Annotated in this window: 10 protein-coding genes; 1 reads left to right on the forward strand and 9 read right to left on the reverse strand. The window is 61.6% G+C overall.

Annotation, left to right across the window (positions count from 1 at the left end):
• The first annotated feature begins 292 nt into the window (after window positions 1–292).
• The gene (locus tag NR164_RS17095; RefSeq protein ID WP_017847426.1) at window positions 293–895 is read left to right on the forward strand and encodes a BON domain-containing protein; all 603 of its coding nucleotides are present in this window, start codon (window positions 293–295) and stop codon (window positions 893–895) included.
• Between the two features lie 192 nt (window positions 896–1,087).
• On the opposite strand, the gene NR164_RS17100 is transcribed toward NR164_RS17095, so the two are convergent.
• The 9 genes from NR164_RS17100 to NR164_RS17140 form a co-directional block, all read right to left on the reverse strand.
• A complete protein-coding gene (locus NR164_RS17100; RefSeq protein ID WP_256823018.1) occupies window positions 1,088–4,021 on the reverse strand; it encodes a DUF748 domain-containing protein in 2,934 nt (977 codons plus the stop codon).
• A gap of 88 nt (window positions 4,022–4,109) precedes the next feature.
• Complete coding sequence (locus NR164_RS17105; protein WP_256823019.1) at window positions 4,110–5,126, reverse strand: class I SAM-dependent rRNA methyltransferase; 1,017 nt, start codon at window positions 5,124–5,126, stop codon at window positions 4,110–4,112.
• 57 nt (window positions 5,127–5,183) lie between these two features.
• Window positions 5,184–6,053, reverse strand: coding sequence for an oxygenase MpaB family protein (locus NR164_RS17110; protein WP_046382047.1), 870 nt, complete (start codon window positions 6,051–6,053; stop codon window positions 5,184–5,186).
• Between the two features lie 16 nt (window positions 6,054–6,069).
• Window positions 6,070–8,007 (reverse strand): acetate--CoA ligase, encoded by a 1,938-nt coding sequence (gene acs / locus NR164_RS17115; RefSeq protein ID WP_198864441.1) that lies wholly within the window; start codon window positions 8,005–8,007, stop codon window positions 6,070–6,072.
• A 105-nt stretch (window positions 8,008–8,112) separates the two neighbouring features.
• Window positions 8,113–9,777, reverse strand: coding sequence for a glucose-6-phosphate isomerase (gene pgi, locus NR164_RS17120; RefSeq protein WP_017847431.1), 1,665 nt, complete (start codon window positions 9,775–9,777; stop codon window positions 8,113–8,115).
• 213 nt (window positions 9,778–9,990) lie between these two features.
• Complete coding sequence (gene panC / locus NR164_RS17125) at window positions 9,991–10,842, reverse strand: pantoate--beta-alanine ligase (protein WP_046382048.1); 852 nt, start codon at window positions 10,840–10,842, stop codon at window positions 9,991–9,993.
• A complete protein-coding gene (gene panB, locus NR164_RS17130; RefSeq protein WP_046382049.1) occupies window positions 10,839–11,639 on the reverse strand; it encodes a 3-methyl-2-oxobutanoate hydroxymethyltransferase in 801 nt (266 codons plus the stop codon). The genes panC and panB overlap by 4 nt, the downstream gene beginning before the upstream one ends.
• A gap of 240 nt (window positions 11,640–11,879) precedes the next feature.
• Window positions 11,880–12,377 carry a 2-amino-4-hydroxy-6-hydroxymethyldihydropteridine diphosphokinase gene (gene folK, locus NR164_RS17135; protein ID WP_017847434.1) on the reverse strand — a complete coding sequence of 166 codons (498 nt, stop codon included), beginning with the start codon at window positions 12,375–12,377 and terminating at the stop codon, window positions 11,880–11,882.
• 2 nt (window positions 12,378–12,379) lie between these two features.
• The gene (locus tag NR164_RS17140; protein ID WP_046382050.1) at window positions 12,380–13,783 is read right to left on the reverse strand and encodes a polynucleotide adenylyltransferase PcnB; all 1,404 of its coding nucleotides are present in this window, start codon (window positions 13,781–13,783) and stop codon (window positions 12,380–12,382) included.
• Between the last annotated feature and the right edge of the window lie 137 nt (window positions 13,784–13,920).

Consider the following 13,920-nt stretch of genomic DNA (forward strand, 5'->3'; position numbering starts at 1 on the left):
CCCGCAGGCTTCACGCTGAAAAAAGGACTCTTCGGAGTCCTTTTTTTATGCGTGCAGGAAAATGCCGAAAAATCAGACGCTTAATCACAGCCAAAAGCCGCAACTTGCATGCAGGCACGCTCTGCTTCATGCAAATTGCACGAATCCGAAAATTCGCTCAATCTATAACTCATTGTTTTTAAAGGGTTTATTTGAAGGGTTCGACTTGGCACAGTGCCTGCAATAGTCCTGTTAATGCTGCAGCATCAAGGTTCACACACTGCAGACTTTTAATAAAACAGGAGTTACTCGTATGAAGAAGTTCGCTCTCGCTACCGCAACTGCTACCGCCCTGACCCTGGCCATGGCCAACGTTGCCTTCGCTCAAACCGCGCAGGCGCCGATGACGCTGGCAGCTGGCGAAATGACCAAAGCCAAAGAGTCCACCTCGGACACTTGGATCACCACCAAAGTCAAAGCTGACCTGCTGACCGAAAAGGGCATTCCAGGTTCGGACATCAAGGTTGAGACCAACAAAGGTGTGGTTTCCCTGTCTTCGACCGTTGCCATCTCTGACTCGCAGAAAGCTACCGCTGTCGCCATCACCAAGCGCATCAAGGGTGTGACCGCTGTATCCGCTGACGGCCTGCTGGCTGGCGGTGCGGTAAAAGCCGACAACATCGACACATCCAAAGAAGCCGCTTCGGACACTTGGATCACTACCAAGGTGAAGGCTGACCTGGTTACCGAGAAAGGCATTCCGGGTACCGACATCAAAGTCGAAACCAACAAGGGTGTGGTTTCCCTGTCTTCTTCCGTCGCAGTGACCGAAGCGCAGAAAACTACCGCGGTGAACATCACCAAGAAAATCAAAGGCGTGAAAGCTGTATCGGCCGATGGCCTGAAAGCAGAGTAACGCCCAACCAATCGCTGAACTAGGCGGCGGCGGCAACGAGTGAGTTAGATATCCACTCAATGCACCTCACGGGTTCATGCGACCGACCATAGGGATGTGGTCATTACAGGCCCCGGCACATGTGTCGGGGCCTGTTCTATTCCGGCCAGGAATGCTTTCGAAGTGGGCGCCAGCTTGCGCTGGCGCGTGGGGTCATTCGGCGTCCAGATGCATCTGCGTTACCACCCGGCCATCCTTCTCGGCCTGGCCCAGTTTGGCGTCGACGAAGTACACCCGGTCATCTTCCAGCTGCCCTTTGTCGACCAGGTAGTCCTTGATGGTGCTTGCGCGGTCCTGACCGAGCTGGCGCAACAGCACGTCGCTGCTGCTCCAGAACGTGATCACGCCGCCCTTGAGTTTGGCCGTGCGTTCATCGTCGCTCAGGTTTTTCCACTCCGCCGGTGGTTGTTGTTTCAGGCGGGTGCGGTAGATACCTTCGAGCAAGGGGGCTTTTTCCTTTTCCGGTACTTGCAGCAAGGACGCCTGGGCCGGAACCTTGTCGCCACGGCGCTGCAGGATCTTGTAATAGTTATATTGGTATTCGCGCTCCAGACGCTGCTCGGCGAGGAACTTGCCGTCACTGTCGGCCGCTGCCGTGCCTTCGATTTCCAGGCGCAGGGTAGGGCGTTCTTTGAGGGCCTTGGCCAAGGTGTTCAGGGCGCCCTCGGCGTCTTTGTTCAGTTCGCTGGAGCCTGCGGCGAACGAGACATTGCCGAGGTCTTCCGAACCGCCGCCGCTCACCAGCCCACCGATAAACTTGAACGGCGCCGTTGCCGCGCGCACCACCAGGTTGCGCAGGGTCTGCCAGACGATCGGCATCACGCTGAATTGCGGGTTGTTCAAGTCGCCGCTGATGGGCAGTTCAATCGAGATCTTGCCGTCAGAGTCCTTGAGCAGGGCGATCGCCAGGCGAATCGGCAGGTCTACCGCATCGGCACTGTCGACTTTCTCACCCAGTTGCAGTTGCTCGACCACCACTTTGTTCTCGGCCTTCAGTTGGCCTTTGGTGATCACGTAATGCAGGTCGAGGTTGAGGCGACCCTTGCGAATCCGGAAACCGGCGAACTTACCCGAGTAGGGCGTCAGGGTCGTCAGCTCGACACGTTTGAAGCTGGTGGCGATATCCAGTGCCGCCATCGGATCAAACGGGTTCACGCTGCCTTTGATGGTCACCGGTGCATAGCGATCCACCTTGCCCTTGATGTCGACAGCTGCCGGTTTGGCCTGGCGGCTGTCAATGGTGCCGATCTGCCCGTTGAGCTGTTGGATCGCGGTGGCAAAGTTGGGCGTGAGGCTGAAGTCGGCGAAGTTGGCCGAACCGTCGTTGATCGCGATCTGCCCGATATGAATACCCAGCGGCTTTTCTTTGCTTGCGGCCGGCTTGGCCGCCGACTTGGCGCCGCTGTCGGCCGGCTGTGGAATCAGCAGGTCGTCGACGTTGGTGGTGCGATCATCGTTGATCATGAAGCGCACATAGGGCTGTTGCAGGTTGATCTTGTCGATCGACAGGCTGTCGCCATGCTGGTAGTTCAGCCCTTCCAGCACCAGGCGCTGCCATTTGAGGAAGTCGCGGGTCTTGAGGGTGTCGAGGGTGTGCAACTGATCGACCTGCGCCCGGCCGGTGATCTGTAGGGCCAGCGGCTCGGTGCTTTTGAGGTTCACATCGAGGTTGCTGCCGAGCATGCCGCTACGCAGTTCCAGGCGGATGAACGGGCTGATATAGGACTGTGCGACCCGCAGGTCGATGTCCTGGGTGTTCACTTTCAGCTTGGCGCTGATCGGGTTGAGGTTGACCTCGCCGGTTGCCTGGATCTTGCCTTGCTTGCCCAGGCCGGTGTCGACCTTGAGGGTGAAGGGGCTGCCGTTGAGGCTGTCGAAGTTCTGCACATCGACGTTCAGCGGGCCGAGTTCCAACGCGACCGCAGGTTTGGCCTGGCGGTCGGCCAGGTGGACCTGATAGTTGCGCAGTTGCACATCCTTGAGCAGCACTTGCCAAGGCTTGCTCGGCGCTGCGGGCGCGGCTTTGGGCGAGTCGGCAGCTGCTGGCGCGCTGGCCGCTTCCGGCGCCTTGGCCGGCTTGCCCGGCTGGCTGGCGAACAGTTTCTGCCAGTCCAGTTGGCCATCGGCTTCGCGGGCGGCCCAGGTTTCCAGCTTGTTGCTGCGGATCTTGCCGACCACCACCTGCTGCTTGGCCAGGTCGATCGTGGTTTCGCTGACGTCCAGGCGCTCCAGGCGCACCAATGGCCGGCCATCCGGCGCCTTGATGGCGAACGGCGCGATGCTGGCGGCGGTGTTGGTCAGGTTCAGTTCGGTTTCTTTGGCCAGGCTGAACGTGTAGTCCGTGCTGAAGTTGAGCACGCCGTTTTCGAGGACCAGGGGCAGGGCGTCGCGCACATAGGGCCACCAGGCTTTCATCTTGCCATCGGTGATTTTCAGGGTGCCTTTGGACGTGATCGGCACTAGGCTGACGTTACCCTTCCAGTCGATCTGCCCGCCTTCCGGGCCGGCGGCGACCAGGGTCATGTCGGCATTGTCTTCCGGCAGGGTGCTGAGGTTTTTCAGCTCGAAGTCGAGTTTGTCGTAGAGGAACTCGATTGGCTCGCTGGGGCGCAGGTCTTCAAAGTGCAGATAACCGCCCGCCAGCTTGATCCGCTCGATCCGCAACGGGAACGGTTTGGCGTTGGGGTCTGCCGGTGTCGGTTCGCTGGGTGGCAGTTTGAACAACTGCGCCAGGTTCAACTGGCCGGACTTGTCGAACAGCAACTCGGTCTTGGGTTTGTCGAGTTGCACATCGGCCAGGTGCAGGGCGCGGGTCCACAGGCTGTCGAGCTGCAGGTTGGCGTAGAGCCGCTCGAAACCCACTTGTTCCTTGCCGGGATCGCCGATCTTGAGGCCCCACAGCGTCACTTCCAGGCTGAACGGGTTGAGCTCGATACGCTCGATGCGGGCCGGCACCGTGGCGTAGTTGGCCAGCTGTTGGTTGGCTATGCGAAGGGCAATGCCGGGCAAAATCAAAAAGCCCAGCAAGCTGTACAGGGCAACGGCAGTCAACAAGGCGCCAGTGGCGCGAATCAATCCTTTGGGCATGGGGCGGCGCCATCTATGTCGAACAGGAGTGCCTTGGAGTATGGCACGGGTTTTCGGTTCCGAAGAGCCACCCTCTTTCAGAAAATTCCTATAACTGCAGGATCAGAGTCTTCAATGGAGGTTGCTGGTCTTGCGACGGAAAGTCGGCGCCAGGAGGCATGATTTGCCAGTCGTGCACCGGACGCCCGGCTTTCTCGGCGCAACGTAGCACCTGCTCACGCCAATCGTCCATGCTCACTTTTGCCAGGTTGTTGCAACAGATCAGCACGCCGTCATCGGCGGTTGCCAACAGCGCCGGCTTGAGCAGGCTTTGATAGTCGCGCAACAGGTCGACGGTGCCGAAGGCGCTCTTGGCCCAGGCCGGCGGGTCAAGCAACACCAGGTCATATTGACGCGGTTCCAGGCGTGGATAGCTCGGCAGTTTCTGCCCGCGCCGCTGGGTGATCGGCAGGCCGGCCAGCTGGCGAATCGCCGGGAAATAATCGGATTGCACGAACGTCATGGGTGCCAGTTGCGGGTTGAGCAGGCCGTTTTCGCGGCCGACCGCCAGGTTGCCTTCGGCAAAATCCAGGTTGCACACGTCACGGGCACCGCCGGCCGCGGCGCTCAGGCCCACGCCACAGGTGTAGGCGAACAGGTTCAGTACGCTTTTGCCGGCACTGTGTGTCTTGACCCAGCCGCGGGTGTTGCGCAGGTCGAGGAACAGCAACGGGTCTTGCCCGGCATGGCGCCCGCGCACGCGGTAATTGAGGCCCCATTCGTGGCCGACCAGGTCCTGCAGCGCTTGTGGTGTGGCGCGGTAGACCGTGTCTTCGCGGTCGATCCGCGAGTTGCCACGGGAACGGTCGTTGTACACCAGCAGCAATTCCAGGCCCATGTACTGGCTGATCAGTTGATGCAGGTCCAGCAGGTCTGCGCTTTCCAGCGGTTGGTGGAAGCTCTGCACCAGCAATTGCGGGCCATAGCGGTCGATGGTCAGGCCACCGGCGCCTTCCTGGCTGCCGTGGAACAACCGGTAACAGTCGGTACCTTGGGCATGCAACTCGCTGATCAGGCCTTGACGATGATCGAGGGCGGCGCGCAGCGCCTGGTTCAGGGGAGACATGGAGCGCGCCTTGCTGGGTAAATGTGGGCGCGGAGTTTAGCAGTTATGGAGCGTCGCCTACATCAACCCCATCCGCCGATGCGCGCGCTGCACCGAGCCATTGCGCATCGCCCAACGCAGCACCGGCGCGCTGCGCTTGACCCCGGCACGCACCAGCTGGCGTTGCAGCGGGCTCGGGTGTTGCCCCAGCATGTCGGCGGCCCAGGCCGGCAGCAGGTCGATCCCGGCCTGCATCATCAGGGCGCCAAAGGGTTTGGCCAGGGTGCTGGGCGCCGGGGCTTCGAGCAGCAGGCGCAGCACTTCGCGGCTGCGCGCGTCGCACAACAATTGTGGACGGATACGCGCCAGATAATCCGCAATTTCTTCGCGTGAGCGCGGCACATTCCGCGCGCCCAGGCGTTCGGCGACCAGGGCGATTTCGTTGTAGTAACGATCCTGATCGCGCCCCGACAGCTGCGGGTTGCGATAACGCACGTGCGCGGCGAGGAAGCTGCTGACCTCCGCCACATGCACCCAGGTCAGCAACTGCGGGTCGCTGGCCGCGTAGGCGCGGCCGTCGGGCGCATGGCCGACAACCTGCAGGTGAATGGTGCGTACTTTCTCGATCAGCCAGTCGGCGTCTTTGCGCGAGCCGAAGGTGGTGCCGGAAATGAACTGCGATGTGCGGCGCAGGCGCCCGAGCATGTCCTGGCGAAAGTTCGAATGGTCCCACACGCCAGCCAGCGCCAATGGGTGCAAGGCTTGCAGCATCAAGGCGCTGATGCCGCCGATGAGCATGCTGCTGAAATCGCCATGCACTTGCCAACTGACCGAGTCCGGGCCGAACAGGCCGGGGTCGCCCTTGGGGTTTTCCAGGTCCAACTGGCCCAGCGACAAGCCGGTGAGGCTCATCAACTGGGTTTCGATACGGCTGCGGATAAATTCCATGGCGACGCGCGGGTTCCTATCGGTTCAGGCGTTTGTCGATCAGGCCGGCGACCACGCTGGGATCGGCCAGGGTGGAGGTATCTCCGAGGCTGTCCAACTCGTTGCAGGCTATTTTGCGCAAAATGCGTCGCATGATCTTACCCGAGCGGGTTTTCGGCAAGGCCGGGGCCCATTGGATCAGTTCCGGTTTGGCAAAGCTGCCGATTTCCTTGCTGACCAGTTCGAGCAGATGTTTTTTCAGTGTATCGCTGGGCTCCACGCCATTCATCGGCGTGACGAACGCATAGATGCCCTGGCCTTTGACGTCATGGGGATAGCCCACCACCGCAGCCTCGGCGACCCAGTCATGCAACACCAGGGCACTTTCCACCTCGGCGGTGCCGATACGGTGGCCGGAGACGTTGATCACATCGTCGATGCGCCCGGTGATCCAGTAGTCGCCGTCTTCGTCACGCCGCGCGCCATCGCCGGTGAAGTAATAACCGGGGTAGGGTTTGAAATAGGTGTCGATCATGCGCTGCGGGTCGCCATAGACACTGCGGATCTGCCCCGGCCAGCTGGATTTGATCGCCAGCACGCCGCTGCCCGGGCCGTTGATTTCCTTGCCGTGCTCATCGAGCAGCACCGGCAGCACGCCGAACATCGGTTGGGTCGCGCAGCCGGGCTTGATGCGCTGGGCGCTGACCAGCGGGCTGAGCATGATGCCGCCGGTTTCGGTCTGCCACCAGGTATCGACAATCGGGCAGCGTTGTTCGCCGACGGCGTTGAAGTACCAGTCCCAGGCTTCCGGATTGATCGGCTCACCGACGCTGCCGAGCAGGCGCAGGCTGGCGCGGGAGGTGTTCTCCAACGGAGCGTGGCCCTCGCGCATCAATGCGCGCAGGGCCGTCGGCGCGGTATAGAAGATATTGACCTGGTGCTTGTCGATGACCTGCCAGAAGCGCGAGCTGCTCGGGTAGCTGGGTACGCCTTCGAACATCAGCGAGGTGGCGCCATTGGCCAGCGGGCCGTACACGATGTAGCTGTGGCCGGTGACCCAACCCACATCGGCGGTACACCAGAACACTTCGCCGTCGCGGTAGTCGAGCACGTACTTGAAGGTCATCGCGGCTTGCAGCAGGTAGCCGCCGGTGGTGTGCAGCACGCCCTTGGGTTTGCCGGTGCTGCCGGAGGTGTAGAGGATAAACAGCGGGTCTTCGGCGCCCATCGGCTCGGGTGGGCAGTCATCGCTGGCGGCATCCACGGCCTGTTGATAGTTGAGGTCGCGGCCTTCGCTCCAGTTCACGGCGGCCCCGGTGCGCGCTACCACCAGCACGGTGCTGACGTTCGGGCAACTGGCCAGGGCCTTGTCGACATTTTGTTTCAACGCCACCGGCTTGCCGCCGCGCACGCCTTCATCGGCGGTGATCACCGTGCGGCAGTCGGCGTCGAGAATACGGTCGCGCAGGGCGTCGGGTGAAAAACCGCCAAACACCACCGAATGCACCGCCCCAATCCGCGTACAGGCGAGCATGGCGTAGGCCGCTTGCGGAATCATCGGCATGTAGATGCACACCCGGTCGCCTTTTTTCACGCCACGGCTTTTCAGCACATTGGCCAGGCGGCTGACGTTTTGATGCAGTTGGCGGTAGGTGATGGTGGAAGACGCTGTCGGATCATCGCCCTCCCAGATGAAGGCCGGTTGCTCGGCGCGTTGCGCCAGGTGGCGGTCGATGCAGTTGTAGCTGACGTTCAATTGGCCGCCGGCAAACCATTGGGTGGCGCCGGTCTGGATGTCCGAGGTATTGACGGTGTGCCAGGGCGTGGTCCAGTCGAGAAAGCGCCTGGCCTGTTCGGCCCAGAACGTGTCCGGCTGTTCGATGGATTGGCGATAGAGGCGCTGATAGTCCTCTTGACTCAGTTGCGCAGCCCGGCGGACGGCATCGGCGATGGGAAACATGCTGATATCGAACATGAGCGATCCTTATTCTTGTTTTTGCGACAAGTCATAAAGATGCACCCAGTCGGGGGCGGGTTCAAGGCCGACGTCCGAATGGACGCCGGCCCTGTGTGACCGACTTCAGCCGCGGTGACGACCGCGGAAGTAGTTGATCAGGCCCTGGGTCGACGCATCGTCGGCCAGGCTTTCTTCGGCGCCGGTCAGGCGGTTGTAGACGCCCTTGCCCAGTTCCTTGCCCAGCTCCACGCCCCATTGGTCGAAGGCGTTGATGCCCCAGATCACGCTTTGCACGAACACTTTGTGTTCATACATCGCGACCAGTGCGCCCAGGCGCCGCGGGCTGATGCGCTCGACCACCAGGGTGTTGCTCGGACGGTTGCCCGGGATCACCTTGTGCGGGGCCAGCTTCTGCACGTCGGCTTCCGGCAGGCCCTTGTCGCGCAGCTCGGCTTCGGCTTCGCTGCGGGTCTTGCCGAGCATCAGCGCCTGGCTCTGGGACAGGCAGTTGGCGTACAGCCACTGATGGTGGTCGGAGACCGGGTTGAAGCTGACGATCGGCACGATAAAGTCGGCCGGGATCAGTTGGGTGCCCTGGTGCAGCAACTGGTGGTACGCGTGCTGACCGTTGCAGCCCACGCCGCCCCAGATCACCGGGCCGGTATCGGTGGACACCGGTGTACCGTCCTGGCGCACGCTCTTGCCGTTGGATTCCATGTCCAGCTGTTGCAAGTGTTTGGTGATGTTACGCAGGTAGTGGTCGTAGGGCAGGATCGCATGGCTCTGCGCGCCCCAGAAGTTGCCGTACCACACACCCAGCAGGCCGAGCAGCACCGGCATGTTCTGTTCGAACGGCGCGTTCTGGAAATGCTGGTCCATGGTGTAGGCACCGGACAGCAGTTCCTTGAAGTTCGACATACCGATGGCCAGGGCGATGGGCAGGCCGATGGCCGACCACAGCGAGTAACGGCCGCCGACCCAGTCCCACATCGGGAAGATGTTTTCTTCGCGGATACCGAAGGCCACGGCGGCCGCGTTGTTGCTCGATACGGCGATGAAGTGGCGATACAGCTCGGCTTCCGAGCCGCCCTGGGCCAGGTACCAGGCGCGGGCGGCCTGGGCGTTTTTCAGGGTTTCGAGGGTGTTGAAGGATTTCGACGAGACGATGAACAGCGTGGTCTCGGCGCGCAGCTTCATGGTCAGCTCGTGGAACTCGCTGCCGTCGATGTTCGCCAGGTAGTGGCAGCGCACGCCTTTGTGGGCGTAGGACAGCAACGCTTCGGAGACCAGCTCCGGGCCGAGGAACGAGCCACCGATGCCGATGTTCACCACGTCGGTGATCGGCTTCTCGGTGTAGCCGCGCCACAGGCCGTCGTGGATGCGGCCCACGAGGTCAGTGATCTGGTTCAACACCTTGTGTACGTCCGGCATGATGTTCACGCCGTTGACCGACAACTTGTCGCCCACTGGGCGGCGCAGGGCGGTGTGCAGGGCAGGGCGACCCTCGGACGAGTTCACCGGCTCGCCGGCATACAGCGCGTCGATCGCGGCTTTAAGGTCGACTTCCTTGGCCAGGTCCACGAGCAGGTTGCGGGTTTCGCTGGTGATCAGGTTTTTCGAGTAATCGAGGAAAAGCCCGCAGCTGCTCAAGGTGAATTGGGAAAAACGCTGAGGATCGGCATTGAACGCGTCGCGCATGCTGAAATCCTGCATGGCTTGGCGATGTTGATTGAGCGCTCGCCAGGCGGGCAGAGCGGTAACGTCATGAGGGGTGCGGTAGTACGCCATCGCTGCGGGTTTCCTTTTATTACGGGGACTGCCTTTAGGACACTTCAAAGCCCGAAACATCCAGTCTTTCATCAAGCAATGGGTTCCGGACAGCGCTAACCATAGCGCAGGGCGAATACATTAAACCTAGCGTGTCGATATGTCTTGGCTTTGTCTGCGCTGTGGCCGGTACTTTTTTATACCGGCGCATCAGGCTGGGTAACGGGCAGGGGGTCAGTCGAGGGTCAGATGCAGGTTGTCGATCAGGCGTGTCGCGCCCAGGTAGGCCGCGACCAGGATCACTACATCGCGATCCTCGGCCGTGGCCGGGCGCAGGTGGACGCCTTGGCGCACTTCGAGGTAATCCACGCGCATGCCGGCGGCTTCGATCTGCTGAACCTGTTCGGCACGCAGTTTGGCGAAGTCGCGGTCGCCGCCTTTGATGGCGGCGGCAATCTGACTCAGGCTGCGGTACAACGTCGGCGCGACGGCCCGCTGCTCGGCGGTGAGGTAACCGTTGCGCGATGACAGCGCGAGGCCATCCTCGGCGCGCACGGTCGGTTCACCGATGATCTGGATCGGCATGTTCAGGTCATGGACCATGGCGCGAATCACGGCCAGTTGCTGGTAGTCCTTCTGGCCAAACACGGCCATATCCGGCTGGACCATGTTGAACAGCTTGTTGACCACCGTGGCCACACCTTCAAAGTGCCCAGGACGGCTGGCGCCGCACAGGCCTTCGGACAATTGCGGCACGCTGACGCGGGTCTGGCCGGTCATGCCGCTGGGGTACATTTCCTCGACGCTTGGCGCGAACAACAGGTTGCAGCCGGCTTGCAGGAGTTTTTCCTGGTCGGCGGCGAGGGTGCGCGGGTACTTGTCCAGGTCTTCGCCGGCGCCAAATTGCAGCGGGTTGACGAAGATGCTCGCGACCACGAAATCCGCCTGTTGGGCCGCCTTGGCCACGAGGGCCGCGTGGCCGCTGTGCAGGTTGCCCATGGTGGGCACAAAGCCGATACGTTTGCCGGCGCTGCGGGCATGGGTAACGGCGGCCCGCAGTTCACGTAGGGTTTTTACGGTGTTCATGCAGAGAATCCGTGTTCGGCGCCTGGGAAGGTCACGCCTTTGACTTCGGCGACGTATGCGCTCAACGCGGCGTGGATGCTGTCCTGGCCGGTCATGAAGTTTTTCACGAACTTCGGTACCCGGCCGGTCATCGACAGGCCGAGCATGTCGTGCAGCACCAGGACCTGGCCGTCGGTGGCCGACCCGGCACCAATGCCGATCACCGGCACTTTGACCGCATGGGTGATCTCCGCGGCCAGTTCGCTGGGCACGCATTCGAGCACGATCATCGCGGCGCCGGCTTGTTCCAGGGCGATGGCATCGGCACGCATCTGGCGTGCCTGGGCTTCGTTGCGGCCCTGGACTTTATAGCCGCCGAGGATGTTCACGGACTGCGGTGTCAGGCCCATGTGCGCGCACACCGGCACGCCGCGTTCAGCCAGCATGCGGATCGAGTCGGCGAGCCAGGCGGCCCCTTCGAGCTTGACCATGTGCGCGCCGGCTTGCATCAATTTGCCGGCGTTGTGGAAGGTCTGTTCGACGGTGGCGTAACCCATGAACGGCAGGTCGGCGATGATAAAGGCGCCGTCGTTACCGCGCTTGACGCTGGCGGTGTGGTACGCAAGTTCATCCGTGGTGACGGGCAGGGTGCTGTCATGCCCTTGAAGCACCATGCCGAGGGAGTCGCCCACCAGTAACACCTCGACACCGGCTTGGCAGCAGGCGTGGGCGAAGGTGGCGTCATAGCAGGTCAGCATCGTGATTTTTTCACCTTTGAGCTTGAGGCTCTGCAAGGTGGTCAGGGTAACGTCTGGCATGAAAAGGGTCCTCGTTCAGGCGCATGGAAACAGCGAGTAACGCGCGTGAGTCTTCGTTTATACAGGCGCACTTTCTTGAGAGCAGTGCTTATAAGGCCTGGATTGCGCCCTTTAGCGCCGGTTGGCGGCAGCGGGACGCCTATAGTCGTGAGGAGGACACGGGAAGTCAATTGCATGTGTTACCGCATTGTTACGGCGGTGGTGTTACCGCTGTTACTGATGCGATTCAGCAGTGGCTGATCAACGCTGGGTGCTGAGCGCAGGCATGCGTTCCAGGCCGACAAACGGGCAGGCTGCGAGCAGGTCGCTGAGGCGCCGGCCATCGGGCAATTGCAGGGTGGCTGGGGCCAGTTCGGCCAGCGGGTACAGCACGAAGGCGCGCAGGTGCATCTGATAGTGCGGCACTTGCAGGCGTGGTTCGTCGATCAGGCGGTCGCCGAACAGCAGGATATCCAGGTCGAGCGTGCGTGGGCCCCAACGTTCAAGGCGTTCGCGGCCTTGGTCGTTCTCGATGGCTTGCAGCGCATCGAGCAGTTCCAGTGGCGCCAGGCAGCTGTCCAGGGCCGCGACCGCATTGGTGTAGCGCGGTTGGCCGGGGAGCAGGGAGTCGCTTTGATAGAAGGCCGACACCCCGGCGACGGTAGTACCCGGCAATTGCGCCAACGCCTCGATAGCATTGCGCAATTGTTGCTCCGGGGCCGCCAGGTTGCTGCCCATGCCGATGTAGATGCGTTCCACGTTTATTCGCCTGCGGCGCCCGAGGCATCGGCGGCGCTGCGCTTGCGTTTGCTCCCGCTGCGACGGCGCTTCTTGGGCCCTTCGCCGACGCCATCGCCTTTGCTGCCGAGTTCACGAATCATCTCGCGGCGCTCGCTGTCATTGGCGTCCTGGTAGTCGGTCCACCATTCGCCCAGGTCGTCGGTCTGCTCGCCGGCGCTTTCACGCAGCAGCAGGAAGTCGTAGCCGGCACGGAAGCGCGGGTTCTCCAGCAACAGGTCGGCGCGCTTGCCGCTGCGACGCGGCAGGCGTTCCTGCATGTCCCAGATCTCGCGGATCGGCAGGGTGAAGCGTTTCGGGATGGCGATGCGCTGGCACTGCTCGGCGATCAACTCGTGAGCGGCTTCCTGCATGGCCGGGATCGGCGGCATGCCACGGTCCTGCAGGCGCAGTACGCGTTTGGGCAAGGCCGGCCACAACAGGGCGGCAAACAGGAACGCCGGGGTGACCGGTTTGTTCTGTTTGATGCGCAGGTCGGTGTTGATCAACGCTTCGCTGATCAGGGTGTGGGTATACGTCGGGTTGTATTCCAGTGCTTCGGCGCTCGCCGGGAACAAGGGATCGAACAACTGCAGGTCAACGAGCATTTCGAAGGTATCGGCGGCGTAGCCCGAGAGGAACAGCTTGAGCACTTCTTCGAACAGGCGCGCCGAGGGGATTTCCCGCAGCATCGGCGCCAGTTCGCGAATCGGTGCCGCCGTGTGGCGCTCGATACCGAAGTTCAGCTTCGCGGCGAAACGCACCGCCCGCAGCATGCGTACCGGGTCTTCCTGGTAGCGCTGCGTCGGGTCGCCGATCAGGCGGATCAGGTTGTTGCGAATATCGTGTACGCCGTTGGCGTAATCGAGGATGCGCTCGCTGACCGGGTCGTAATACAAGGCGTTGATGGTGAAGTCGCGGCGCTGCGCGTCTTCTTCCAGGGTGCCGTAGACGTTGTCGCGCAGGATGCGTCCGCTTTCGTTGCGGGAAGACTGATTGGTGTCTTCTTCCTCATCGTTTTGCGGATGACCGGCACGGAAGGTCGCGACCTCGATGATTTCGCGGCCAAAGTGAATATGCACCAGCTTGAAGCGGCGGCCGATGATGCGCGCATTGCGAAACTCGGCGCGCACTTGCTCGGGCGTGGCGCTGGTGGCGACGTCGAAGTCCTTGGGCGTGATATTGAGCAACATGTCGCGTACACAGCCGCCCACCAGATAAGCCTGGTAACCGGCGTTCTGCAAACGTTCGACGATGTTCACTGCATAACGGCTGAACTGAGCGCGTTGCAGCGAATGTTGGCTGCTGTTGAGCACTTCAGGCGTGCTGCGTTTGTGTTGCGTTCGACGCAAGGGAGAACGGAATGACTGGAACAACTTCTTCAGCATGGGATGCACTGTTTGAAGGAATGTTCGGCCATAACGAAGAATGACCGCATGATGGGCCGGGATTCTAGCATTTAGTCGGGGGATGGTGTAGGAACAAGCTACAGGCCTTGCGCCATAAGCCTAAAAACGTCAAATAC

Source organism: Pseudomonas sp. Pse79, assembly GCF_024519615.1.
GTDB classification, from domain to species: Bacteria; Pseudomonadota; Gammaproteobacteria; order Pseudomonadales; family Pseudomonadaceae; genus Aquipseudomonas; species Aquipseudomonas veronii.

Excerpts from the sequence above, each read along its gene's own strand:
- NR164_RS17095 (WP_017847426.1), top strand. The coding sequence starts at position 293 with ATGAAGAAGTTCGCTCTCGCTACCGCAACTGCTACCGCCCTGACCCTG.
- NR164_RS17100 (WP_256823018.1), bottom strand. The coding sequence starts at position 4,021 with ATGCCCAAAGGATTGATTCGCGCCACTGGCGCCTTGTTGACTGCCGTT.
- NR164_RS17105 (WP_256823019.1), bottom strand. The coding sequence starts at position 5,126 with ATGTCTCCCCTGAACCAGGCGCTGCGCGCCGCCCTCGATCATCGTCAA.
- NR164_RS17110 (WP_046382047.1), bottom strand. The coding sequence starts at position 6,053 with ATGGAATTTATCCGCAGCCGTATCGAAACCCAGTTGATGAGCCTCACC.
- acs (WP_198864441.1), bottom strand. The coding sequence starts at position 8,007 with ATGTTCGATATCAGCATGTTTCCCATCGCCGATGCCGTCCGCCGGGCT.
- pgi (WP_017847431.1), bottom strand. The coding sequence starts at position 9,777 with ATGGCGTACTACCGCACCCCTCATGACGTTACCGCTCTGCCCGCCTGG.
- panC (WP_046382048.1), bottom strand. The coding sequence starts at position 10,842 with ATGAACACCGTAAAAACCCTACGTGAACTGCGGGCCGCCGTTACCCAT.
- panB (WP_046382049.1), bottom strand. The coding sequence starts at position 11,639 with ATGCCAGACGTTACCCTGACCACCTTGCAGAGCCTCAAGCTCAAAGGT.
- NR164_RS17140 (WP_046382050.1), bottom strand. The coding sequence starts at position 13,783 with ATGCTGAAGAAGTTGTTCCAGTCATTCCGTTCTCCCTTGCGTCGAACG.